Annotated in this window: 26 protein-coding genes; 7 read left to right on the top strand and 19 right to left on the bottom strand. The window is 38.2% G+C overall.

The features are described 5' to 3' along the window. From ACFPQ3_RS00380 to ACFPQ3_RS00345, 8 genes are all read right to left on the bottom strand, one after another. A partial coding sequence (locus ACFPQ3_RS00380) for a phosphoketolase family protein (RefSeq protein WP_465269486.1) occupies nt 1–732 on the bottom strand: 732 nt, incomplete at its 3' end. A gap of 111 nt (nt 733–843) precedes the next feature. Next, nucleotides 844–2,268 carry an L-arabinose isomerase gene (gene araA, locus ACFPQ3_RS00375; protein ID WP_198039893.1) on the bottom strand — a complete coding sequence of 475 codons (1,425 nt, stop codon included), beginning with the start codon at nt 2,266–2,268 and terminating at the stop codon, nt 844–846. A 30-nt stretch (nt 2,269–2,298) separates the two neighbouring features. Next, a complete protein-coding gene (locus ACFPQ3_RS00370) occupies nt 2,299–2,994 on the bottom strand; it encodes an L-ribulose-5-phosphate 4-epimerase (RefSeq protein ID WP_027973185.1) in 696 nt (231 codons plus the stop codon). A gap of 8 nt (nt 2,995–3,002) precedes the next feature. Next, a complete protein-coding gene (locus ACFPQ3_RS00365; RefSeq protein WP_156805861.1) occupies nt 3,003–4,589 on the bottom strand; it encodes a xylulokinase in 1,587 nt (528 codons plus the stop codon). 308 nt (nt 4,590–4,897) lie between these two features. Beyond that, nucleotides 4,898–5,965: a GntR family transcriptional regulator gene (locus ACFPQ3_RS00360; RefSeq protein WP_156805860.1), complete on the bottom strand. Its 1,068-nt coding sequence runs from the start codon at nt 5,963–5,965 to the stop codon at nt 4,898–4,900. Nucleotides 5,966–6,094: 129 nt separating this feature from the next. Further along, nucleotides 6,095–6,586, bottom strand: a complete 492-nt coding sequence (locus ACFPQ3_RS00355) for a phosphatase PAP2 family protein (protein WP_156805859.1) — start codon at nt 6,584–6,586, stop codon at nt 6,095–6,097. 49 nt (nt 6,587–6,635) lie between these two features. Next, on the bottom strand, nt 6,636–6,860 hold the full coding sequence (locus tag ACFPQ3_RS00350) for a DUF4649 family protein (RefSeq protein WP_156805858.1): 225 nt from the start codon (nt 6,858–6,860) through the stop codon (nt 6,636–6,638). Between the two features lie 13 nt (nt 6,861–6,873). Further along, nucleotides 6,874–7,227 (bottom strand): DUF2200 domain-containing protein, encoded by a 354-nt coding sequence (locus tag ACFPQ3_RS00345; RefSeq protein ID WP_156805857.1) that lies wholly within the window; start codon nt 7,225–7,227, stop codon nt 6,874–6,876. A 61-nt stretch (nt 7,228–7,288) separates the two neighbouring features. On the opposite strand from ACFPQ3_RS00345, the gene ACFPQ3_RS00340 reads away from it, so the two are divergent. After that, on the top strand, nt 7,289–7,627 hold the full coding sequence (locus ACFPQ3_RS00340) for an iron chaperone (RefSeq protein ID WP_156805856.1): 339 nt from the start codon (nt 7,289–7,291) through the stop codon (nt 7,625–7,627). A 41-nt stretch (nt 7,628–7,668) separates the two neighbouring features. On the opposite strand, the gene ACFPQ3_RS00335 is transcribed toward ACFPQ3_RS00340, so the two are convergent. The 9 genes from ACFPQ3_RS00335 to ACFPQ3_RS00295 form a co-directional block, all read right to left on the bottom strand. Continuing rightward, the gene (locus ACFPQ3_RS00335) at nt 7,669–8,127 is read right to left on the bottom strand and encodes a thioredoxin family protein (protein ID WP_156805855.1); all 459 of its coding nucleotides are present in this window, start codon (nt 8,125–8,127) and stop codon (nt 7,669–7,671) included. Between the two features lie 18 nt (nt 8,128–8,145). Next, nucleotides 8,146–10,482: an endonuclease MutS2 gene (locus ACFPQ3_RS00330; RefSeq protein WP_156805854.1), complete on the bottom strand. Its 2,337-nt coding sequence runs from the start codon at nt 10,480–10,482 to the stop codon at nt 8,146–8,148. Between the two features lie 93 nt (nt 10,483–10,575). Next, nucleotides 10,576–11,118 carry a CvpA family protein gene (locus ACFPQ3_RS00325; RefSeq protein WP_156805853.1) on the bottom strand — a complete coding sequence of 181 codons (543 nt, stop codon included), beginning with the start codon at nt 11,116–11,118 and terminating at the stop codon, nt 10,576–10,578. Next, complete coding sequence (locus ACFPQ3_RS00320; RefSeq protein WP_156805852.1) at nt 11,115–11,429, bottom strand: hypothetical protein; 315 nt, start codon at nt 11,427–11,429, stop codon at nt 11,115–11,117. The genes ACFPQ3_RS00325 and ACFPQ3_RS00320 overlap by 4 nt, the downstream gene beginning before the upstream one ends. A gap of 455 nt (nt 11,430–11,884) precedes the next feature. Beyond that, nucleotides 11,885–12,289: a type II toxin-antitoxin system HicB family antitoxin gene (locus ACFPQ3_RS00315; protein ID WP_156805851.1), complete on the bottom strand. Its 405-nt coding sequence runs from the start codon at nt 12,287–12,289 to the stop codon at nt 11,885–11,887. A 49-nt stretch (nt 12,290–12,338) separates the two neighbouring features. Next, nucleotides 12,339–12,527, bottom strand: coding sequence for a type II toxin-antitoxin system HicA family toxin (locus ACFPQ3_RS00310; RefSeq protein WP_156805850.1), 189 nt, complete (start codon nt 12,525–12,527; stop codon nt 12,339–12,341). A 301-nt stretch (nt 12,528–12,828) separates the two neighbouring features. Beyond that, nucleotides 12,829–13,194 (bottom strand): hypothetical protein, encoded by a 366-nt coding sequence (locus tag ACFPQ3_RS00305; RefSeq protein WP_156805849.1) that lies wholly within the window; start codon nt 13,192–13,194, stop codon nt 12,829–12,831. A 645-nt stretch (nt 13,195–13,839) separates the two neighbouring features. Further along, nucleotides 13,840–14,280 (bottom strand): hypothetical protein, encoded by a 441-nt coding sequence (locus tag ACFPQ3_RS00300; protein WP_156805848.1) that lies wholly within the window; start codon nt 14,278–14,280, stop codon nt 13,840–13,842. 134 nt (nt 14,281–14,414) lie between these two features. Next, nucleotides 14,415–15,812, bottom strand: a complete 1,398-nt coding sequence (locus ACFPQ3_RS00295) for an ISNCY family transposase (protein ID WP_156805847.1) — start codon at nt 15,810–15,812, stop codon at nt 14,415–14,417. A 334-nt stretch (nt 15,813–16,146) separates the two neighbouring features. Here ACFPQ3_RS00295 and ACFPQ3_RS00290 point away from each other — a divergent pair, with 334 nt between their 5' ends. Both ACFPQ3_RS00290 and ACFPQ3_RS00285 read left to right on the top strand, forming a co-directional pair. Next, nucleotides 16,147–16,689, top strand: coding sequence for a helix-turn-helix domain-containing protein (locus ACFPQ3_RS00290; RefSeq protein WP_232323196.1), 543 nt, complete (start codon nt 16,147–16,149; stop codon nt 16,687–16,689). Nucleotides 16,690–16,806: 117 nt separating this feature from the next. Continuing rightward, on the top strand, nt 16,807–17,502 hold the full coding sequence (locus ACFPQ3_RS00285) for a hypothetical protein (RefSeq protein ID WP_156805846.1): 696 nt from the start codon (nt 16,807–16,809) through the stop codon (nt 17,500–17,502). Here ACFPQ3_RS00285 and ACFPQ3_RS00280 read toward each other — a convergent pair. After that, complete coding sequence (locus ACFPQ3_RS00280) at nt 17,497–18,261, bottom strand: hypothetical protein (RefSeq protein WP_156805845.1); 765 nt, start codon at nt 18,259–18,261, stop codon at nt 17,497–17,499. The genes ACFPQ3_RS00285 and ACFPQ3_RS00280 overlap by 6 nt on opposite strands. 344 nt (nt 18,262–18,605) lie before the next feature. On the opposite strand from ACFPQ3_RS00280, the gene ACFPQ3_RS00275 reads away from it, so the two are divergent. From ACFPQ3_RS00275 to recD2, 4 genes are all read left to right on the top strand, one after another. Further along, entirely contained in the window at nt 18,606–19,751 is a 1,146-nt protein-coding gene (locus tag ACFPQ3_RS00275) for a tyrosine-type recombinase/integrase (RefSeq protein ID WP_156805844.1), read from the top strand. A 128-nt stretch (nt 19,752–19,879) separates the two neighbouring features. Continuing rightward, complete coding sequence (gene rnhC, locus ACFPQ3_RS00270) at nt 19,880–20,776, top strand: ribonuclease HIII (RefSeq protein ID WP_156805843.1); 897 nt, start codon at nt 19,880–19,882, stop codon at nt 20,774–20,776. A gap of 58 nt (nt 20,777–20,834) precedes the next feature. Beyond that, nucleotides 20,835–21,431, top strand: a complete 597-nt coding sequence (lepB, locus tag ACFPQ3_RS00265; RefSeq protein WP_156805842.1) for a signal peptidase I — start codon at nt 20,835–20,837, stop codon at nt 21,429–21,431. Nucleotides 21,432–21,517: 86 nt separating this feature from the next. Next, on the top strand, nt 21,518–23,926 hold the full coding sequence (recD2, locus tag ACFPQ3_RS00260; RefSeq protein ID WP_156805841.1) for an SF1B family DNA helicase RecD2: 2,409 nt from the start codon (nt 21,518–21,520) through the stop codon (nt 23,924–23,926). Nucleotides 23,927–24,572: 646 nt separating this feature from the next. On the opposite strand, the gene nrdG is transcribed toward recD2, so the two are convergent. Then, the gene (gene nrdG / locus ACFPQ3_RS00255) at nt 24,573–25,172 is read right to left on the bottom strand and encodes an anaerobic ribonucleoside-triphosphate reductase activating protein (protein WP_156805865.1); all 600 of its coding nucleotides are present in this window, start codon (nt 25,170–25,172) and stop codon (nt 24,573–24,575) included. Between the last annotated feature and the right edge of the window lie 61 nt (nt 25,173–25,233).

Genomic DNA, 25,233 nt, shown 5'->3' with positions numbered 1-25,233 from the left:
GTGGACAAGATCTGGATCTGTCCCTTCGACAAAGTAAGGGGTCCAACCGAAACCATTGAAGAGCTGTGTTAATTCTTCATCTGTCTTACGAGCCATGATAGTTGGGTTGTGAATTTTACCACCATTGAGGTAAAGAATTGGGAGAACAGCCCCATCATTTACTGGGTTGATAAAGGTATTTGAGAACCAGCCAGCCGTTAAAGGGCCCGTTTCAGCTTCCCCGTCACCAATAACTGTTGCCGCAATGACATCAGGGTTATCTAAGATTGCACCTGTGGCATGAGAGAGGGCATAACCCAACTCACCACCTTCGTGGATAGAGCCTGGTGTTTCAGGGGCAGCGTGCGAAGCGATCCCCCCTGGGAAAGAGAAGATTTTACAAAGTTGTTTCAAGCCTTCTTCATCCTGAGTAATCTGTGGATAACGCTCGGTGTAAGAACCATCAATGTATGAGTTTGACACCATAACTTGCCCACCATGTCCTGGGCCTTCGATATAGAACATATCAAGGTCATATTTATTGATGACACGATTAAGATGGGCATAGATGAAGTTTTGTCCTGAGATTGTTCCCCAGTGTCCAATTGGGTGTACCTTAACATCCTCTGTTGTGACTTCACGGCGAAGTAAGGGATTGTCTTTCAAGTACATCTGGGCTACTGAGATGTAGTTGGCTGCACGCCACCAGGCATCTACTTTTGAAAGGTATTCTGTTGCATTAAAATCTGTCATGTTTGTCTTCCTTTTTATTTTTTGTGAGTTTTATCACGTGTCTTTCTAAAGAAATTGGCTGATTTTGCTCAGCCAGTTCTCCATTTGTCTATAAATAGACTAATATAATCACTACTTAATCAACACATATTCTAGGTCAACTAATTTAGCCCAAGCAATGATTTGATCTGATGTCAAATTAAGTGAAACAACGGTATGGTGGCCTCCACCAGCTTCAATCCATGCTTTGACACCATCTTGGAAGTTTGGCATCACTTCCCATAGAACACGTGCTACTGGTAAGTTTGGAGCAGGTTCAGTCGGTTCAAAAGCTTTTACTTCATTAATCAATAATTTATAATGCGTTCCAAAATCTGCTATTGAAACAACGACACCGTCACCAGCTTTACCATCAAAAACGAGACGTGCTGGGTCTGCTTTACCACCAATTCCTAGTGGAGATACGACAATTTTAGGTTTATTAACAGCTAAGGATGGATCAACTTCAAGCATATGTGATTGAAGCGCAGCCTCTTTGCCAAGAGCTAATTCATAAGTGTAATCTTCCATAAATCCTGTATTTTGATTATGAGACATGACTTTCATAAAACGATCAAGAGCAGCTGTTTTCCAGTCACCTTCACCAGCAAAGCCATACCCTTGCGCCATCAAACGTTGAGTCGCTAAACCAGGTAATTGTTCCATACCGTGTAAATCTTCAAAGTTATCAGAGAATGCCGTGTAACCTCCGGCATCCAAGAAGCGTTTTAGAGCAATTTCATAGCGAGCTTGAACTTTCACATGATGTTCCCAAGTGTCAACATCATAGTTACCATAATCGAAGTCATAAAGTTCCTCGTACTCAGCAAATAGGGTATCTACTTCTTCATCAGTCACTTGATTAATCACTTCAACTAAATCACCAATGCCAAAGTAATCTACAGTCCAACCAAACTGAATTTGTGCCTCTACCTTATCCCCTTCAGTCACACCGACATTACGCATGTTATCTCCAAAGCGGGCAACTTTGATTTCAAAGCCAGTGTTATAAGCTACTGCGACATCCATCCATTGACCAATTTGTTTTTGGATAGATTCATTTTTCCAGTAGCCGACAACAACCTTGTTATTTTTCTTAAGACGAGCATTGATGAAGCCGTATTCACGGTCTCCATGAGCTGCTTGGTTCAAATTCATAAAATCCATATCAATGGTTGCCCATGGAATAGATTCATTATATTGCGTTGCTAAATGCAAGAGTGGTTTTTGGAGCAATTTTGTCCCACGAATCCACATTTTTGCAGGTGAGAAAGTGTGCATCCAGGTCACAACACCTGCCACTTCATCACGATAGTTAATTTCTTTCATCAATTTTGTGATAGTATCAGCTGATACAGCCAATTCTTCTTGGAAAACAAGTGGGTATGGCAAATGACCGCTAGCATTTAACGTGTCAACCATTTCACGCGCATGCTTTTTAACTTCTTCAAGAGCCTCTTCACCATACAAATGTTGTGACCCTACAACAAACCAAAATTCTTTTTTTGCTTCTAGCATAATAAACTCCTTTTTTCTTTTTAGATAATATTATTTTTGTCCATAGTAAGCATTTTTCCCATGCTTTCTGAGATAGTGTTTATCTAACACATATTGTGGTAACTCAGGCGCAAATGGGTTCAAAAAGCGAGTGATGGCATTCATACGACAAACTTCTTCTAAAACAACAGCATGCATGACCGCATCATCAGCATCTTTCCCCCAAGTAAACGGACCATGTCCTTGCAATAAAATTCCTGGTACAGCCACTGGATCCAAGCCACGTTTAGTAAATGTTTCAACAATGACATTACCTGTCTCATGCTCATAACCAGCATCTAATTCTTCCTTGCTTAGGAAACGCGCACAAGGTACTGTCCCATAGAAAGTATCTGCGTGAGTTGTTCCCATTGCTGGAACATCCAAACCTGATTGCGCCCAGCTGGCTGCCCAAGGCGAATGAGTATGTACAATACCACCAATCTCAGGATATGTTTTATAGAGTACAGCATGAGTTGGCATATCAGATGATGGGCGCAAGTTTCCTTCCACAACGTTACCATCAAAGTCACAAACAACCATATCATCTGCTGTCATGACATCATAATCAACTCCGGATGGTTTAATCACAAAGAGACCCGATTCACGATCAACTTGGCTGACATTTCCCCAAGTGTATTTGATAAGATCTCGTTTAGGTAGTTCTAAGTTTGCTTGAAATACCTTTTCTTTTAATTCTTCTAGCATATAGCCTCCTATAGTTTTTCAACTGCTAATTTTTCCACTGGCAAGCCATTTTTATAAGTCTCAAGATACGCTTTAAATCCTTCAACATCAGTTACTTCTGGTTGAACCGTTTGAACAACAGCATTGGCAAATACGACATCATCAAGATAATCTTCTAATGACGTTTCAGCCGCAGTTAGGTAATCTGCTAAAAGTGCAATTCCCCAAGCACCACCTTCTCCTGCTGTCTCCATCACAGAAACTGGACTTGACATTGCTCCTGCCAACAATTGTTGGGCAACCTGAGGGGTTTTGAAAATACCACCGTGACCTAACAGTTTATCAATTGCAACTGCCTCTTTGTCCACTAGAATCTCCATGCCAATTGCTAAGGTTGTGAAAGCAGACAGGATATGGCTTCTCATAAGATTAGGCACTGTAAAACGACTTTCTGGAGTTCTCACAAGAAGCGGACGTCCTTCAGTCAATCCAGTAATACTTTCACCTGAATAATAACCATAACTTAATAGACCACCACAATCTTTTTCACCTGTTAAGGCTGCATTAAAGAGTAGTGGATACAGTTCAGCATCTGAAATCTTTTGTCCTGATAGGGCTGAAAACTCTTTAAATAATTTAACCCAAGCATTGATATCTGAACTACAGTTATTCGCATGTACCATCGCTACGGCGTCACCAACTGGTGTCGTTACAATATCAATTTCTGAATAACGGTTTTGCAATTCTTTTTCAAGGACAATCATAGCAAAAATAGACGTTCCAGCAGACACATTTCCTGTCCGCTGTCTGACACTATTTGTCGCTACCATTCCTGTCCCAGCATCTCCCTCTGGAGGACACAACTGACTTCCTGCTTGGAGTTGACCTGTTGGGTCTAATAATTTGGCACCTTGGTCTGTCAAGGTTCCTGCTACAGTACCAGCGGATAACACTTTCGGTAAAATAGCATTCAAATTCCAAGGAAGTTGATATTGTTGCGTTAATTCAGCAAATTGGTCGAGAAAAACACCATTATAATCACCAGTGGTTGAATCAATAGGAAACATTCCAGAAGCATCTCCGACTCCCAAAACTTTTTCACCTGTTAATTGCCAATGAATGTAACCTGCTAAAGTAGTGACATATGCTATTTTAGAAACATGTTCCTCTTTATTTAAAATAGCTTGATATAGGTGAGCGATACTCCAACGCTCAGGAATGTTAAAGTCAAACAATTGACTGAGTTCGTGTGCTGCTTGACCAGTAATCGTATTTCTCCAAGTCCTAAATGGAACTAATAGATCATCTTCTTTATCGAACGCTAGATAACCGTGCATCATGGCACTAAAACCAATTTGCCCAATCTTTGTTAAATCAACGTGATACGTCATTTTGACATCTTGAACAAGTTCACGGTAAGCAGATTGCAAACCTTGCCAAATACTGTCCAAAGAATAAGTCCAAATCCCATCGACTAGTTGATTTTCCCAATCATGACTACCAGAGGCAATCGGTTGTTTCTGACTATCAATCAAAACTGCTTTGATACGAGTTGAACCAAACTCAACTCCTAACGAGGTCCGACCGTTCGTCAAATCGTCAATGATATGTCTCATAGAATCCTCCTTTTGATGAATTCGCTTTCATTTTCCGGATTCATTATACCACTTATGTTCGTACATGTAAATATTTTTATAAAAATTTGTTCGAACATTTATAAGACGTAAGTTTTAAACTAGGGATGATTTTGTTAAGTCGTATGTTTAGTATTCATCAGTACTATCAAAACACTAAAATAGGCTTATCTTAGTAAGTTATATGATGTTTACTGGTAATATTTACCACAAAAAAACAGAGGATATTTTCAAAAAAGAAATATCCTCTGTTTAATCTTTGCGACTCAATTGATATGATCACATTAATCCTATTTAACTGAACTTCTTTCAATGACTTCTGCCGGGTAATGAATAGTCTTCATGCGTTTTTTTCTCTCAATAGCACCAAGTAATTGTTTAGCCGCATCCCTTCCTAAAACTTGTTTAGGATGGCTGATACTAGTCAATTGATACGCCTCTGCTAGATAGGAATTATCATGACTAATAATAGAGTAATCTTGGGACATTTCCCGTCCTTTTTCCTTCATCAGTTGAATAAACTGACTCGATACTTGGTCATTATAACAAACAAAAGCGGTTGGCGCATCATCTGTTTTCAAAATGTATTCAACATAGTCTCTAATAGCTGCCTGCTGAGTTTTTGTTGTAAAAGTAGCAATATCTGCAGCGCGAAAAGAAAGCTTAGCTGCCTCATGCATATTTACAAAGCCTTTCATCCGCAATTTCCCCTGCATATCATCTAATTTGGTAATCAACCCAATTTTGCGATGGCCTCGATCAATGAGATATTTGGTAGCCTCATAGCCAGCTGAAAAATCATCTAAACTCGCATAGGGGATATCCAAAATATCATAATAAGCATTTAAAAAATAAACAGGAATCCCAGCTTCTTTTAATTCTGCGTAATAAGCTATATTTGGATTGTATTCATTACTAGAGGTTGGTTCAATTAGAAAGCCTTCTACTCCCTGTGCCATCATCTTTTTAAGACTGTCTTCTTCTAATGCAGGATTATTATTGGTGGCACTCAACATTAATGAATAACCACTCTCCCTAAGAACTTCCTCGATTCCTTCAATGATATTCGGGAAAATATAATCTGATAAATAAGTCGTAATGACACCAATTGTTTTCGTTGCTACAGTTCGTGCATTCTGGTTATCCTTATAATCCAAAACAAAAGTACCAGAGCCTTTTTCCGCTTTCAAATAACCTTGTTGAATTAATAAACTTAGCGCCTGTCTTACCGTATGACGACTCACTTGGTAAATATCACATAACTGATGTTCCGTTGGTATCACCTGACCAATAGCATAGCTACCATCTAGAATTTTTCTTAATAAATCATCTGCCACTTTCTGATATTTTGTTTTCATTTCTTATCTCTTTTTCTTTTTTGTACGTACAACTATTATATCACAAACAAGATAAGAAAGTACATGTTGTTACAGTATTAGTAGTTGGGCTGAGAAAAAGTATTCCCACCACTTAAAGTTAAAGTAAGGCTAAATAAGCCAAAATAATAAACTCCCCAAAGCTATTCCAACAATGTAGCCTACAATCACATCTTTGGGATAATGCACTCCTCCGATGACTCGACAACAGGCTAATAGAGCTGATAAAATTAGCAACAAAATCCCTAGCCACAGATTGACGCTTAGCACTCCCATACTGATGATACTGGCTGAAAAAACGTGACGGCTGGGCATGGATTGACCAGAGCTATCTTTTTCAATTAGGGGTTCGATTGTCCACGTTTCATAAGGTCGAGGTTGATTAATCACTTTTCTGACCCAAGATAATACAATAAATCCCATGCCAGGTATGACGATATAAGGAAGAACAGCTCTGCCATTTTTCCAAAACACAAAAGCCAAAAGTAAAGGATAGACTGCATACATGACCTTTGTAATCGTATGATTGATGAAACGGAGTTTTTTAACGTAAGGATGAAAAGGACGGGAGATACGTTCATAAAAATCATCATAGTTTTCCATAAGGTTATTATAACGAAAAAGCTAGGTCTTGCCCAGCTTTTCCATTTTTTTATGAGTCATACTGGCTTAAGTCTTGCTTCATCATGTAGAAGAAGATGTCGCCATAAGTTCCTGAATAATCAAGCTCATGCCCATTGTAGACTAATTTAACAACCTTGTAGTAATCAGCAACACCGATAAGACAAGCTTGTTGTGAACGCTCGAATTCTGCGTAACTATCAAATGTGATTGTTGTTTCCTGTTTACTCGCGTTAAGGTAGGTAATTTCTAGCATCTTTTTCTCCTTCTTACTCATATTTATCTTTGATTTGCTTAAACGTCTTGCCTTTTGCCACCCAATCAACTAATTTATCTAGCCTACGAATTTCCTGCATCAAAGGATCTTCCAAAGTTTCAATCTGTACGCCACAAATTTTACCTGTGATATTGATACGATTTGGATTATAATTTGGCGCTTGTCGAAAAAAATCTCCATAGGTTAAGTCTGATTCGAAAAGCGTAGCAATTGCCTCAGTAGAATAACCCGTCAACCAAGAAGTGACCTCATGAACGTCTTGGGCAGTCCTACCCTTTCGCTCTGCCTTTGCTACCAAAGCCCGATAAACGCTAGCAAATGTCATGTTATAAATACGATGTGTCATGGCCTTATTATAACACTTATGCTATACTTGGGGTAACAATCTGCTTGAAAGGAGACATCTCTTGATTTCAACCTATATTTTAGAGCAAAAAGCTGAGCTACGCCCCTTGTTAACTACTGTTTATCAAACATTGAAAGCACAATTACCAGATGCCCAAGAAAAAATCTCCTATGGTATGCCAACCTTCTGGCAAGGACGAAATATCATTCATTTTGCAGCACATAAAAAACACTTGGGGATCTACCCTGGACCATTGGTCATTGAACACTTTTCAAACCAATTAACCTCAGCTGGATATCACTACACCAAAGGTGCCATTCAATTCCCTTATAACAAAGAACTTCCTCTTGAACTCATCAAAGAAATCACAAGAGAAGCACTCAAAGAAAATGGAAATTAACTGAAATAAAAAAGGTTCTGGCGAAAAATCGCAGGCACTTTTTACTCACTATATTTTTCAATAAAAGCCTTAATCTCATCAACAGTTGATTCGCTACCTTTTAACAGACTATCTACCATCTGTTTATCAGAAAAATAGCTAAAATGTGGAACGGTCTTAATACCAAAATAAGCAATGAATTCATCCCAAGCTTTAGCGTCAGCCTCATCCGAATCTAGGTAATAAATCTTAACAGATTTATCCTGATAGGCTTCAGCTAATTTAGGAACGAAAGCCTGACAATACTCACATGTTGGACGACCTAAGTAGATTAAAAACTCCTCTGAATTAGCAATCTTCTCATTGAGCTCTTGCAAGGTAATTTCTTCTAGATTTGCCACCGACTCTTGATAAGTCCCTGTCTTTTTTTCTTGGAGTTCAGAACTCGATTGACGACCACAGCTCATTAGAAGAATACTTATCATAAAAAACGAAACCGTCACTAATATTTTCTTTAACATGTCTTACTCTCCGAACTCTTACCCTAGTGTCGCAATGGTACAGCCACTTCCTCCAGCCGTTTGTGGGGCATATTCAAAGTGTTTAACATGTTTGTTACGACGAAGATATTTAGTTACTGCCTCACGAATGACGCCTGTACCAATACCATGGATAATGTCCACTTGTCCCATATTATTCAAAAGTGCTTGATCAATAAAAGCATCCAGCTCCTGCATAGCTTCCTCGTAGCGTTTACCCCGAAGATCCAAACGAGCCCTTGGACCAGACCCCGTTGCCACTTTCTTGACCACATTGATTTGGCGTTTCTTAGTTTTCTGAGCCTCTTCCCGAACCTTAACTAAACTAAACTCATCTTCGCTCAAAGTCATCTTAATGATACCAACCTGAGCCTCCCAAGTCTTATCCTTAATTTTCTTAACAAGGGTACCACGCTGACCATAAGCTGTCACAATAATGTCATCACCCACTTCTGGATTCTTTAGCTTTTTAGCTTTTTTCAAGACCTTATTGTGAGAAAGCTGGGCTTCTGGAGCAAGTTTTTTCAGTTGACCTTTAGCTTCAATCACTTCATGTGGTTTCAGAGCTGCGCGATCGTGGAGATCTTTAAGGATTTTATCAGATTCAGCAATCGCCAATTCAACCACCTCACGCGCCTCTGCTGCTGCTTTTTCAACTTCCTTGTCCTTAGCATGAGCAAATTCATTGTACAATTTTTTAACTGCGCGATTAAATTTAAGATTCTCTTGTTCGACTTCACGAATATGGTCCAGTCTCTTACGACTTTCCACAGTTTGAGCCTCCAATTGCTCGATAATGCGGTTGACATCGCTGTCCCTGTCAGTCATCTGCTCTGCTTTTTCCACAATGGCTTCAGAAAGTCCTAAACGGCGAGCAATTTCAAAGGCATTGGAGCGTCCAGGGACACCTTGCATGAAGCGGTAAGTTGGACTTAAAGTTGCTACATCAAACTCCATGCTGGCATTTTCAACATGCGCTGTCTCAATACCATAAGCCTTGAGTTCTGGATAGTGAGTTGTCGCCATCGTCTTAATGCCATTAAGGCGAAGATAATCAAGAATAGCCATCGCAAGACTAGCTCCCTCTTGCGGGTCCGTACCTGCTCCCAACTCATCAAAAAGAATAAGGCTATCCTCATCAGCAGCTTGTAAGGTCACAACAACTTGTGTCATGTGGCTTGAGAATGTAGACAAGCTCTGCTCAATAGACTGCTCATCACCTATATCTGCAAAAATGTCTTTAAAGACAGCAACCTTTGAACCCACATCCGCCAAAACAGGAAGACCAGATTGAGCCATCAACTGCGTCAAGCCAAGCGTCTTTAGCATGATGGTCTTACCACCCGTATTGGGACCTGTAATGACAATCCCTGTCAGCTCATTTGGAAAATAAAGATCATTTGGAACGGGATTAGTCAGTAGAGGGTGTCTAACATTAAAGAGCTGAATGGTCTTATCCTTTGATAAGGTTGGAACAACAGCTTTTTTCTCCCTCATAAAAAGATACTTAGCACGCACCAAATCAATATGCCCTAAAATCCAAGCATTATTTCTGATAATGTGGGCATGTGGACGAAGCATATTTGACAGCTCGTGGAGCACCCTTACCATCTCATGACGCTCATCTGCGCGCAATTGTGTGATTTCTTCATTGAGTTGTACAACCGCACGCGGCTCAATATAGACCGTATTTCCAGAAGCAGAGATGTCATGAACCACACCGGCAATTTTATTACGGTACGAATTCCGCACAGGAAGCACTGAGCGGCCATTACGAGAAGCAATCAGATTTTCTGATAAATAGTCTGCATTTTTCTTTAAAATTCCCTGTAAAGTCTCACGCACCTGGCCTTCACTAATGGCAATTTGACGGCGAATTTTTTCCAATTCTGGACTGGCAAAATTTTCAATAAAGCCACCATCGTTAATGGCTTGAAGGCTTCCTGATAAGCTTGGAAACACCTCAAGCGTCTCAAAAAGACGGCCCAAAGCTTTTAGCTCTGCATTTTCCAAAAGACTATAAAAACGACTCATTTCAGCCGACACTTGAAGAACTTTTTTTAGCTCAATCAATTCAGCAACATTCAAATCTGCATCCAACTCAAGGCGACGAAGAGGCTCTGAAACATCACGAAGACTTACCATGGCAAAACCGTGGTGCTCGATAAAAATAGCCTCCATATCTGAAATTTCGGTAAATGCTTGCCCAATCTTATCAGGCTTTACCATTGGCTCAAGGTCACGTAATTCTACTAGCCCTTGCTGGGTTTGTAAATAAGGTTCAAAAAGACTTCTAACCTTGTTAAATTCTAATTGTTCAATAATCTTGTTATTCATGGTTATATTATATCACAGTAATAGATAAGAGGAGGAAAAAGAACAAGTCTCACCTTAAATATAACAAAAAATCCAGGACACCTGTCCCAGATTTTAAAAAATCTTTGTTACCCAAAAATAATTCCAAAGTTGAGCAAAAATAGGAAAGCCAATCAATAATTTTGTCACACTATGGCCGGATAAAAAATTTTGAATGACATTAACCGGTACCGTCGCTAACAGTGTCACTCCCATACTGAAAAAAAGAAGCGTTACAAAAATAGCAAGTCCCCCACTAATGCAGTTCATCAAAACACTATCAAATTGGTCTAAATTGATTAAATGTAAAAAGATACCAATCACTCTAAAAACAAAATAACTCAAGGTGTAAACACCTGCAAAAGCAACACCAGCATAGAACACCATGTCTAATTCAAAGAGATTAACATCCTTAAAAAATTGAACCACCGTATCTTGACTAGGGTTTACAGAAGGTACCCAAAGGGTTATTTGTGCTGCTAATTTTTGATAAAAATGATTGGCAATAAAAAGCGAAACAATACTAGCCAATGTATAGTAGCCTTGCAATATGATACTTCGCATATAGCCAATATAAAATTGCCATGCCAAGATAAGAATAAAAAGTATACCTATCATTTCTGTTCCTCATTCAATTCCAACTCAAGCTGATTATTTTTTTCTTTTAAAGCCATAATTTTTTCTGTGCGCAAACGCTCAAGTTCACGCTCTGTTTCTTCAAAAATAATCTCTCGACTAAGTTGCATTGACAAGGTGTTAATAGCCATCAAAATAGCAATCGTTTCATTATCTGCTTCTGGAAGATTACGTTTAATGGCATCATACTTCTCGCGCGCTACGCGTTCCACTTCCTCCATAAAAAGATTATCCTTATCCGTTGTTAAAGTCAGCGGTTTATTTCCAAAGACAAATTTATATCTATTTTTCATAATTCCCATATAAAAGAACCAAGTGGCTGCAACTGATTATGCCAAGAGTTCCACGTCTAGTCGCACATCTCAACTAAACATCCCTTTCCGTTATTAGTCTAACTCTTAATATTATAACGCAAAATTAGAAAATGGTAAAATATGACCTTCACAGCTCCCGTGTTCGTTATAATTCCTTGGAATGCCGAAAACCTTGTTATTATCACATTTTTTCAAAATCATATCCCTTTAGTTTTTTTTAGACTATCTTAGAAAGTCCACAAAAAGGGGAACAAAAAAGACCTAAAGTAGGCCAATAATTTATGAGTTCAGCAGGCAAGAACTAGCGTAGTCATCAGCTACGCTTTTTTGATTGTCTTAGAATTGCCGTTAAGTCTATTATACCATGTTAACACGCGCCACGTTCTAGTATTTTCTAGCATTTGCGCGTGAAAAAAGCCTAGTTGTCGCTAGGCTTATACTTGTAATTCTTCACGGATTGCTTTCTGTAAAAGCTGACTAAAATTGATTTTGTTTTCTTTGCCAACCTCTACCAACCAACTAGGAAGGGTAACAGTCTTATTCACAACTCTAGACCGTTCACGCTCTCTTACTAGCTCAGTATCAACGGAAATAGCTTGTATAATATCTTCATCACTTGTCAGCTCTCCAGCCAAAGCCTTGAAACTAGAAGGGACTGGGAACTCTTTACCATCATCTTCAAACATGATTGTATAAATCTCTAGGACTTCACGGGCGTTATAAATAGCCTCGTTCAACGTATCAGCCTCGCTGATTGCTCCAAGGAAATCAGGGAAAGAGATAGTATAACCGCCGTTTTCTTTATCCACTTCAAAAAGTGCTAAATAAGTGTACTTCATAATCTGTTAGCTAGCCAATGACCGCCTAAAAGCAGGGGAAGAAACTCCCCTATTTGGCATTTAGGACTTTAAGAACGTTGTTTAATGTTTTAGGCTTATAATCTTTTTGTTTTGGGTTGCTGATTAGGATTGTACGCCCGTCGGGGTGTTCCCAAAGAACGTGTGACCCTTTTCCCTTATCCGTTGGATAAACCCCTTTAGCCTTTGCCATTTTTTCAAGTTCTCGCCGTGTGGTCATTGGCTTTCTCCTTTCCTTATCTTTAATTATATCATACACTTGTTTTTAACATTCGTCAATAACAACACGCATTTTTAACAAATGTTTTTTTGATTGTGTGGAATCGCTACTGTATTTTACTGTTTCCTACTGTATCTAATAACGAAAAATAGACTGATACTGTTTTTGGTCTGTTAGTATCAAGCATGAATTTCCTTACAATCAAAAAAATAGCCCCTAAAATCGTTTCTAAGGGTTTTGAATTGGATTGCGGTTAATTTTTATCGAACAAGATAAACCACACGCGAAAACGGGACAGAATTTAAGTCTGTGAGCATTCTAGCTGTTTTAATTGCTCTAAGTTCTTAATAGCTTTTCCATGTTCTCTAAAAAGGTTTGATTTTGAGTAAGATAGATCCAATGCTATCTCCTCCCATTTCTTACCATGGAGGTACCGTTCTATCAGTATATTTACTTGGAGGCTGCTTTCTAATTTGTTAATTAGCTCTAGAGTTTTCTGGCTTTGCTGTTTTAACTCTTGAATACGTTCAGCGGTATCGCGTTCTATCTCTGCTAAAATACCAGGTAATGAATAGAGTAGCTCCCTGTGCTTCTTTAGTTCACATTCTATGCTAGCAATTAAAAGATTTATATATTTCAAATCCTCTAATTCTTGTTGTATCCCCATGTATCGTCTCCTTTATGATAAAATATAGGTACTGATTATATTTACCAAGGAGCTAGCGTAAGCTGGCTTTTTTGTCATTTCTCGACGTTCTCTCGGAGTTCCATAACGTACTGCCTCCCCTCATACCTTGACAAAACCTTTACATTTTTTCAGTGTTGATATCTAGCCAAAATCTTGCTACTTTACTCACCTAAAAAGTTAGACTACCTAACCATTACCTCACCATTATTAAAAATGGCAGAAGCTTTGTAAAACCTCAGTAGTTTTCCGCTCATATCTTATAATCGTTTCTCCCCCACCTTGTACTAACCTTGTACTTCTTAGATTGTCCATCTTAGGGGACAAAACTTGGACACCTTATGGTTACCTTATAGTTTTTCTGGGTTGTTCGTGGTTTTGTAAAATCCTAAAACGTTCCATATTTTTACACACTAAAAGTCTAAAGAGTACAGTAACAAAACACCCACAAACTCTATAATAGCAAGGATTTTTCTATTTTCGTTTGTTCCACTGGAACGGATTTGTTTGTTTTGTAAAACCTAAAAAGTACTTCAAAAACAAAGCGAACGATTGCCTAGTAGTCTTATTTTGTAAAAAACCAAATCTATTGGATAAACAGCGAAAAGAGGCGCGTGCCTCTTTGTTTTATTCTTTGGATAATAGCCCACTGACTGCCATATCTCGGATAAACTGTTTTTCAGTATCTGCTGGTAGCTCTAGCAGGTCTAGCAATTCTCCTAATGCCTGTTTATCTGTACTAGCAATAACTTTCTTTAGGATTGTTTCGTATTGCTGTTCTAGATAGTCGCAAAATGCTAATCTATGGGCTTGTGTTGGTGTTACATTTAAAGTCATATAACAGGCTTCAGCTACCTGTGAGAACAACTTTGCACGCGCTTCTGGGTGCTTATACAGCTCATAAATGTTCAAACTGGTGTCCTCTTCCTGTAACTTTTTAGCTATCTTCAGTAACTTGGGAATATCACCAGCTTCTACGGGTGTATCATCAGCCATATAAGCCAATCGGTGTTGTTCAAGCTCTAATCGGTCTTTTTCCGCTTGCTCTAAATAATCATTGTTTGTCATGTTGTTTGTCTCCTTGTTGTTATAGGGGCAGTGGTCATTAGTTACTGTCCTTCTTTGAGCTGCTTAATACCAAAACGCTGTCAATCGAAAATGACAATGTCTTGAAAAAATCGGTTAGATAAGTGAAAAATCTGTTATAATTGTGGTTGAGAGGTATTCCTCTCACACTTGAATTCTTCATAAGATTTTCCGATTTTATGAAGGTATTGTTTGAAAGATGCAAGTTTCCACGGATGGGATTGTGGTGGAATATACTTGTGTCTTTCTTTTTTAGTTTTAAGCACCATTTCGAATTCTGTGGAGTGCTTCTCGTGTTTTAGTAACTTTCTAGTGGCATAAATAGTGTCTGCGATATTAAGGTAGATGTCTCCATCAAATGCCTCAATCCCAAGTGTCTTTGTCTGACGCGTAAAATAGATTTCTTTATCTCCTTCGACGGGCAAGTAGAAGTTGTTTTGATATCGAATATGATGCCCACTATCAATCCCTCTTTCAGAGACTCTCGCTAACAGTAGGTTTCGCTGGTCTGGTTTAGGTGCTTTCTCAAACACAGACTCACTAGCTAGTCCACCAAATTGCTTGTTAAACCGTTTAATCCATCCCTTAAGATAGCGATTCGCTTGAGAGATGCTGGTAATTTGATTCCTCTGTAAATCAATTGGTAGACGCGATTGTAGGGTATGATTAAGACGTTCTACACGCCCTTTAGCTTGAGGGATAGAAGACGTTTCAATGGCAATACCAAGCTGATGGCAAGCATATCCAAACTGAGTAAAGGTATCTTCCTCAATCTTTTTAGACTGACTGGAAGCATAAGTGAATACAGTCCTTTTATCAGTAAGGAACTGGAAAGGGATACCATGTACCTCTAGAATCTGTTCTAAGACATGATAATACCCGTTTAGCGTCTCCTGAGTATCAAAGTAAGCCCCGACAATATCACCGGAGGCATCGTCAATAGCGACATGAAGATGTGTTTCCTGTTGTCCAAACCAAGGGAATTGACTGGCATCCATTTGAATGAGTTCCCCTTTGAATTTCTTTCTTGCTCGGCTGGGATGAGCTTTGTCAGGTTCTTCAAAGAAGTTGGAAGCAGTTGGGAGTTTGGCTCCTCTTTTTTCTGCCTCCCTTTTCTTTTGTTTGGCTTCTTGTTTCAATCGTCTTTTCGTTGCTCGTTGTGTCTTTGGAGATAGAAACCCTGCTTGGTAGAGTAGTTTTCTAACAGTTGTATCTGAATAAGTGATGTTTTCTTCTTCCGCTAGTAGTTCGCAGAAATGAACAACATTTGGTCTTAAATCACCGTAACTTTGATATTTCTTGATAATCCTTCTCTTTGTTTCTAAAGACATGGCATGAGTTGGTCTTTTTGATCTATTACCATGAACGAAAGCTGACTTTCCTTTCTCTCGATAGGCTAGTATCAATCGGTTCACCTGTCTCTTGCTTAACCCTAATTCTACACAAGCCCTGTTTTTCTGTTTTTTACCCTCACAAACAGCTTTGATGACTGCGTATTTCTTTGATTCTATCATAGTTAGTTCTATTTTCCTGATCTTTCTAGTTTAACAGACGGGACATTTTCACATTCGACCTAGTTAAGACATTATCACTTTCGAATGATAGTGTCAGTCCAAGCATGACCCGATAGCCCTTGAGTTTACTCATGGCGATTCTCCTTTCTGAAAGATAAACCTCCCCATAGGTTGAAAGTGTGAAAGGTGTTGGGGATTCGCACATTTTTGTTGCGCTTGATTTGAATTATACACAATTTTTATGTTTGTAAACTATTTTTTTAAGAAATACACAAAAAAAGTGTACTTTTTTCAAATTATGATATATAATCAACCTTGAAAGGTGTTGAAATTTATGAATAGGTTGAAAGAATTAAGACAAGAAAAAAAGCTATCTCAAAAAGAGTTAGCTGAAAAAATTGGGGTACACTATAGAACCCTGCAAAATTGGGAAAACGGTGAAAGCCAAATAAAACCAGATAAAGCTCAGGCGCTCGCTGACTATTTCGGTGTGAGTGTTGGGTATCTGTTGGGGTATGAAGTTATAGACCTCATGGGCGCAACAGATCTTGAAGATTATATATTTTTTAACGGAGATTATAGCAATCCAGATAAAACCAGAAAAGAATATTTTGAAAAAATTTCTGAAAAAATCAAAACTTATAAAAAAGTTGCTGATTCTCTTAATGGACGATACAATAAAAATAAAGCTATTGAAGCAATCGAATTACTTGAAAATAATGGCGAAAATGATTTAGATGATATTTTTGAAATACTAAGAGACAAGATAGAACTAGCTCTTTTTAGAAATATGGTCCAATATCAATTGTTATCAACTAGATTTCATCACCCAGACTCAAAAGATAAGATTTTAGAGAGTTTCAAAGGGTTTGAATAGATAAAACAAAAAAATCCCCACACTCTCCGACGGCCATCTTTGAGTGTGAGGGGCAAAGAAGAGTATTTAACATTAGTAAATTAAAAAAATTAGTAAATTAAAAAAGGAGAAAAAATTATGGGAGCCACTTCTATTTCTGTTAGGCAAGTCTCTGAATTTGAAATACCGAACGGGACTACAGATATCAAAAAAGCCAATGTTACCATTGGCTCAATTACAACAACTGGCCAAACATTGACCATAGAAGGAAAAGTATACACTAAATTTAAAGGAAGTTATACAAAGACAATCGACGATGAAATCTTGGTATATAACTCCGATGCTGACGAATATCAACAATACGACAATTACCAAAAAGCCTTTGAATTCGATATTTTTTATTCGCAAACTGATCAATTATTATTTTTGACTACAACAACTCCTACAGCGAAAAAATTTTTAAAAGAATTGGAAAAAATCAATTCACTAAATATTAATTATACATCGCTAAAATTTGATTTAATGGCAATTTCCAACATGATGCCACAAACAAAAGGAGTTAGTTTTAATAGTACTGATGCTGGTGTCTCAAGTAAGTCGTTTTCAGGAGACGAGGTCGATGTAAACGATGAAGCAATCGAAGCTTTGGAAAATGATGAAGCAACAAAAATAATAGGTACATTGGATATATTGGGTAAATCAAGAACTATAATGCTGACTCAGTCCGGTACTATTCTCTCTTTCACGTCTTTGACAGATATCTCTGAACAAAGAGAATATCCGATGCTAGAATTTTCTATCGCAACACTAATGAAAATTGGAGTGCTATCATAACCGTGACAACGGGATATATTCTTTAATTAATTTTTCTATGTCTTGACGATTATTAGATGTTCCATAAATCTTATTTAGGGTAGTTTTGACCGATAGATCATTGTCCTTAAATTGCAAATCAAATTTCTTTACTTCTTTCTTTCCAAGATGCCGTACAGTCAGTCTGTAAAATGGATTATATTTCCTGTGTTTATCGGTCTTAATGGTTACATCAAACCGTTCTTTGCCACTTTCTTCCATAGAATAAATAGAAAACAGATTATCTCTTAGTAACAAAAAAGAGTCCCACTGTTTTTTTACATCTCTATACGCTAATTGATAGTCAGCCTTGAATATCAGTCTCTGTCCATTGCTTTCTGGATGTAAACTAATACTCAACTTATTTCTTATACCTCTTGTTGATTCTATATCTATATAGATATCTTCATGAGTTTTGCTAAAAGTAGCTTCATTTATGGAATAGTCATTTCCCTTAAGTACGGATCGGATTTGCTTTTCTAATTGGTTAAGTGTAATAGTTTGTTTTAACAATTTAGAACTTTTTGGGGTAAAAGAAACTGTTTTTAAAAATATCCAGGCTCTACATTTATTCCAAAAAATATAAATCCAATCGATTTCAGAATACAAAGCTGCAATAATGGGAACAATTCCGACGAAACTAGTCAGATTTATCACAGTAGGTGATTGTAAAGCTTGATATAAATTCACAAATGTCCATGCCAAGGAAGTAAATATAAGAGTAATTTTTATTTTATTCATATTATCGCTCCAAATAGTCTTTAATAGTATTGTAACATAAAAAAACCTGGAACCTCATCCCTAATATTTTTCTTTTAGGGTAGCCGAAAAGTCCGATTATACCAACAAAGGCGCGTGATTTCTCGGGGTTCGTTATAAGATTTAATAATGTAAGCATTTGTTAACACAAACCGTCTAATACAAGCTTTATACACGCTTTCTTTTATTCGATATATAATTAACCGTCTGACTCTTTAAAATCGAATACAGGGCAAACTGTGAATCCCTAGCATGATTTAAACCATAATCTAAAACCTTTTTAATAATAGCTTGCCTGCTGATGTATTTTAGAAAGGTTTATCATTATGCAAATCAAAAAAATTACTAAAAAAGACGGTTCTGCCGTCTATCGTGCCAATGTTTACTTAGGTACTGACCAAGTAACAGGTAAGAAAGTAAAGACCAATGTCACGGGTAGGACTAAAAAAGAGGTTAAGCAAAAAGCCAAGGAAGCTGAAATAGAATTTAAAGCTAATGGCTCCACACGTTTCCAAGAAACAAATATTAAAACATTCAAGGAACTATCTGACCTTTGGCTCAGCAATTATAAACTAACGGTAAAGCCCCAGTCTTATCGCTATACCGTTTTACTACTCAATAACCATATTTGGCCAAAGTTGGGGAGTATGAAACCCCACAAAATAACTACAGTCTACCTTCAAGCGTTCATCAATGACTTAGCGCCTAAATTGGTTCATTTTAGCACCGTCCACCCTGTGGTAACTAGGATTATCCAATTTGGGGTTATTCTCCAGCTATTACCATTTAATCCAGCTAGGGAAGTTATGCTGCCTAAAGGACAAAAAGAGACTAGGGAGCGTGTGAAATTCATTGATAACACAGACTTAAGAAAACTGCTTGATCATATGGATATGCTATCCCAGCAAGAATATAAGTATTATTTTGATAGCGTGCTTTATAAGCTATTACTTGCCACTGGATGCCGTTTTGGGGAGGTTGTTGCCCTTGATTGGTCTGATATTGACCTTGACAATAAAACAATCAGCATAAGTAAAAGTTACAACCGCCTAGTTGACCTGGTAGGAACACCCAAGAGTAAAGCAGGGATTAGAGTTATCAGCATTGACAACAAAACCGTCTTAATGCTCAAGCAATACCAGGGACGACAACGGTTAACCTTTTTAGATATTGGGGAAAAAGCGCCTTCGGTGGTCTTTACTACTCCAGTTAGAACTTATCAAAGCATGCAGATCATGCAACAAAGGCTTACCAAACGCTGCGAAGAGATAGGGATTACTTACTTTACCTTCCACGCCTTCCGCCACACTCACGCTAGTTTATTGCTTAATGCTGGTATCAGTTATAAAGAATTACAATACCGCCTAGGTCATTCTCAATTATCAATGACCATGGACATCTATAGTCATCTATCCAAAGATAAAGAAAAAGAGGCGGTTAGGTACTTTGAAAAAGCCCTTGAAAGTCTTTAGTCCACAAAAAGGTGAACAAATGATAATAGGCATATCAGAAAAACGCTGAAAAACCTTAAGTTTTCGGGTATTTTTATACTCAAATGGTAAAATATGACCTTTTTTCAGCTTTATGATACAATATTGTTATGAACACTATCGTCATGAAGATGGGAGAAGGACGAACTAAGTCCCTAGCTCAAGAACTCGCTAACTACCAAATTGCCAATAACAATCCCTATGTTACCTTTGCTGCGAAAGTTTCTGGCACAACCGTACTTGTTTATACATCTGGTAAAATTGTCTTCCAAGGTAGTGGTGCTCAAAATCTAGCCGAATCTTTCGGTTATCATTTGGAAAATAGCAGAGCAGGAATACCTGCTGGACAGAATCTTTCCTTAATTGGTTCTGACGAGGTGGGAAACGGTTCTTATTTTGGAGGCATAGCTGTCGTTGCTAGTTTAGTGACTCCTGCCGACCACGCCTTTCTCAAATCCCTCGGTGTCGACGATTCCAAAAATCTGACTGACCTCAAAATCCGTCAAATTGCTCCAATCTTAGAAGATAAAATCCCTCACAAAGCTCTGCTATTATCTCCTAAAAAGTATAACGAAGTCGTGGGGGAAGGCAAAAAGCATAATGCTGTCTCTGTCAAGGTTGCTCTACATAATCAAGCGATTTATCTGCTCTTACTGGAAGTCGCAAAACCTGATAAAATCGTTATTGACGCCTTTACCAATCAGATAAATTATGAAAAGTATCTTAAAAATGAACCCAATCATTTTGATAATCCTCTAACCTTTGAAGAAAAAGCCGAAGGGAAATACTTAGCTGTAGCTGTTAGCTCCATCATTGCCAGAAATCTCTTTCTTGAAAATCTGGAAAAGTTGGGTAATGATCTTGGTTACAAACTCCCAAGTGGAGCAGGAGCAAAATCAGACAAGGTTGCTAGCCAAATCCTAGCTACTTATGGGATGCAAGGGCTAAATTACTCAGCTAAACAACACTTTGCCAATACACAAAAGGCACAAAAATTGCTCAAATAATCTCTACAACAATTCGAAAGGAATAACAGCGTTCAAAACTCTTAAACGCATCACACTTATGAAACATTTTATTAAAGAATGGGGACTTTTTATCCTCTTAATGGCCACTATCCTTCTTTCTTATCTTTTTGTTTGGTTCACTGTAAAAGTTGATGGACATTCTATGGATCCAACATTAGCTGATGGCGAGAATCTCTTTGTTGTCAAAATATCTCAAATTGATCGATTTGACATTGTTGTCGCTGACGAAGTTGATGAATCTGGAGAATCAAAAAAAATTGTAAAACGAGTCATCGGAATTCCTGGAGATACCATTACTTATGACAACGATACCCTGTACATCAATGGTAAAGAGACGGATGAAGCTTATTTAAAAGAGTATCGTAACCTTTTTGCCAAAGATAAATTACAAAGCACATACTCCTATAATAAATTTTTCCAACAATTAGCTGAACAATCGCCAGCATTTACTTCTGATCGCACTGGTTCAAGTTCCTTCACTGTTCAAGTTCCAGAAGGTCATTATTACCTTTTAGGAGATGACCGTATTGTATCAAAAGATAGTCGAGCAGTTGGAACCTTTGATAAAGAAGCTATTGTCGGTGAGATTAAATTCCGCTACTGGCCTCTAAATAAAATTGGAACGATCGATTAAAAATTGACTAAAGTTTGCTATCACTATTTAGTGAAAAACTCACATTTCAAAGTTGGGCCAAGCTCAGCTTTTTTACTAGAAAGACTATGAACGAAGTTTATTTTTCAGGGGAAATTAACCGCATTATTTTTGAAAATGCTAGCAATTTTTTTAAAATTATTTTATTAGATATTGACGATACCGATAGTGATTTTGATGATTTTGAAATTATCGTTACTGGTACAATAGCAGAGGTCATTGAAGGGGAAAATTATACTTTCTGGGGTGAATTAACCCAGCACCCTAGATATGGTGAGCAACTAAAAGTGACCCGATACGAGCGGGCCAAACCCACTTCTTCTGGCTTGGTTAAATACTTCTCCAGCGATCACTTTAAAGGAATCGGAAAAAAGACAGCTGAAAAAATTGTCCAACTCTATGGTGAAAATACGATTGATAAGATTTTAGAAGATCCGTCAAAACTGGCTACCATTTCAGGATTATCAAAAGTGAATCGTGAGGCTTTTCTCACCAAGCTCAAACTCAATTACGGGACTGAACAAGTCTTAGCCAAGCTGGCTGAATATGGATTAACCAACCGTGTTGCTTTTGAGATTTTCAATCAATATAAGAACACGACCCTGGACATCATTCAAGAAAATCCCTACCAGTTAGTAGAGGATATTCAGGGGGTTGGGTTTAAAATTGCTGACCTTTTGGCAGAAAAGCTGGGCATCGAAGCTGATGCACCCCAGCGTTTCCGCGCAGCCCTTGTTCATAGCCTCCTAGAAGTCTCTCTCGAAAAAGGGGACACCTACGTCGAAGCTAAGGAATTATTGGAAAGGGCACTTTACATCCTAGAAGAAGCTCGCCAAATTGAGCTAGATCCTACGCAAGTCGCTCAGGAACTCCAAAACTTAATCGCCGAAGATAAAATTCAAAATGTTGAGACGCGTATCTTTGATAATACCCTCTATTATGCAGAAGAAGGGATAAAAAAACACCTATCTCGCATCATGGAAACCCCATTAGAAAAAAATCTTGACGACGATAAAATTTCCGAAGAAATTACTTGTATCGAAGCCAATTTCAAGTTGACCTATGATGACATACAGAAAAAGGCCATTCACGATGCCTTAAAAAGTAAAGTTTTTATCCTGACAGGAGGGCCTGGTACTGGAAAAACAACTGTTATCAACGGCATCATCGAAGCATACAGTAAACTCCACGGCATTAACACTCATAAAAACGAGGTTCCTATCACTCTAGCTGCCCCAACTGGGCGGGCTGCCAGACGCATGAATGAGCTGACGGGATTGCCAGCTGCGACGATTCATCGCCATTTGGGACTAAACGGGGACAACACCAATGATTACCAAGCCATTGATGATTATCTTGATTGTGAGCTTATCATCATTGATGAGTTCTCCATGGTCGATACCTGGCTTGCCAACCAACTTTTTGCCTCAATTGCCAGCCATACACAAGTTATTATTGTCGGCGATAGTGACCAGTTACCGTCAGTTGGCCCTGGTCAAGTTTTAGCTGATTTATTAAAAATAGCAGAGCTCCCACAGGTTGCCTTATCAAAAATCTTTCGACAGTCTGAAGATTCGACAATTGTCACCCTTGCCAGTCAAATGCGTTTGGGACAACTTCCAGCTGATTTTACCCAGAAAAAAGCTGATCGCTCCTATTTTGAAGCACAAGCGCAATACATCCCAGACATGGTAGAAAAAATTGTTCGCTCTGCCTTGAAATCTGGTATCAAAGCCCAAGATATTCAAATTTTAGCACCTATGTACCGAGGACAGGCAGGTATCACAAATCTCAATACTCTCATGCAAAATCTCCTTAATCCTAAGCAAGAAAAACTCGAATTTCTATTCAACGATCAAATCTTTAGGACCTCTGATAAGGTTTTGCACCTGGTGAATGATGCTGAGCTCAACGTCTTTAATGGAGATATTGGCTACATTACCGAATTGATGCCCGCCAAATACACAGACAGCAAACAAGATGAAATCACCATTCAATTTGATGGGAACGAAGTCACCTATCCTCGTAATGAATGGCACAAGATTACCCTTGCCTACGCCATGTCTATCCATAAATCTCAGGGCAGTGAATTTCAAGTAGTTATTCTACCTATCACGCGCCAAAGCAGTCGTATGCTACAGCGTAACCTCATTTATACAGCCATTACTCGTTCAAAAAGCAAATTAGTCATGCTAGGCGAACTTTCCGCCTTTGACTACGCGGTCAAAAACGAAGGTGCTAGCCGTAAAACTTATTTAGTAGAACGCTTCGGACATAAGGAGATTCTTAGTCAGACAGGTCCTTCCCTTGAGGAAACCCATACAACGATAGAAAAATCAAATACAGAAACGTCTACCTCAGACAGCCCTGCTTTATCTCCACAAAATCTTGAAAGCTATCGCCTAACCGAAGAAAATCTTCTAACGATTAATCCTATGATTGGTATAACAGAAGAAGATATCGCAGTCTATTTTTAGACATAATAGCCAGTTAGCGAGTCATTTTTATGAAACTTTTGTCTTTTCTTAATGGTAAGGTTATCAAGACATGGTATGGTGAAAACAACAAATAGATAATGTAGATAGTGATAAGGAATAGAACAATGCCTTACAAAAATTTCTATCCTCAAATAAATTCGATGATGTTATGATACTCACTACAATACATCAGCAGATAAATTCATGACAACTAATCGGCAACGTAAATAACTCGTAAAATTAAACATTCTTTCTGTGAGCTTCTTAATCAGTATACAAGTTATGCTTAGAACTGTTTCCAATAACCCGCAACTATCAGATACATCCAAACTTCTAATCAAGAGATTACTGAAAACTGTATATCATTGAGTTTCTCATACTAAAATGTGACATATGGATTCTTTAATCCTCAAGTTGATTAGCTCCCTCCCTTTAGAAATGATAGGGAGCTTGCATATTTACCTCCCTAAATGGCTTATACTCAATCCAAGTTTAACACATAAAAATTCCCTACCATCAACGTTTTTAATGGTAGGGAATTTTATTATTGGGTTTATAGATATCCGTGATTGACAATAAAATCGGGCGGAGCAGATAGTCACGACTAGGACCAGCATTTATTAAAATGATTTAACTGCTATATGTTTTATATCAACTCATCTCGACTGACTTGCTCATAATTTTGCTGACCATCATTGAGTTTCTCCCAAATGACGACTTCACCAGTCGCCAAGGACTTTTGCACATCAATAATCCGCTGATTTGATGACCCCCTGAATTGCAACATGAGGTTCTTTTTCGTACGGTCAAACCGCCCATCAACTAAGATATCAATAAGATGAAGGAGTTCCAACTTATCATCCGTTTCCAGCATCATCTCTTCCCAAGTGTATCCCGTCCAAGACCAAATGTCCTTCTCTGGCAGTTCTCGACGAATCCGTTTAACAAGAGGGAGTAAAATACCTGTATTCAAGAAAGGCTCGCCACCAAGAAGCGTCAATCCCTGCACATATGGCTGAGCTAGGTCGGCCATAATTTGGTCTTCCAATTCCTTGGTATAAGGAATACCTGCTCGAAAATTCCAGGTTGCCACATTATAACATCCTTCACAATGAAACATACACCCCGCTACGTATAGGCTACACCTAACCCCTTCGCCATCCACAAAATTAAAAGCCTTATAGTCTATAATCCGTCCTTGACTAAGTTCTTCACTCTTCCATTCTTGCGGTTTAGGATTGTTCATTATTAAGATACCAAGAGCGTTAAAAAAGCGAGAGAAAAATAGGAAACCGATGACGTATGCC

The organism is Streptococcus caledonicus, assembly GCF_042656225.1.
GTDB classification, from domain to species: Bacteria; Bacillota; Bacilli; order Lactobacillales; family Streptococcaceae; genus Streptococcus; species Streptococcus caledonicus.
The sequence above is the reverse complement of the archived record's forward strand: the minus strand, read 5'-3'. Positions and strand labels throughout refer to the sequence as shown.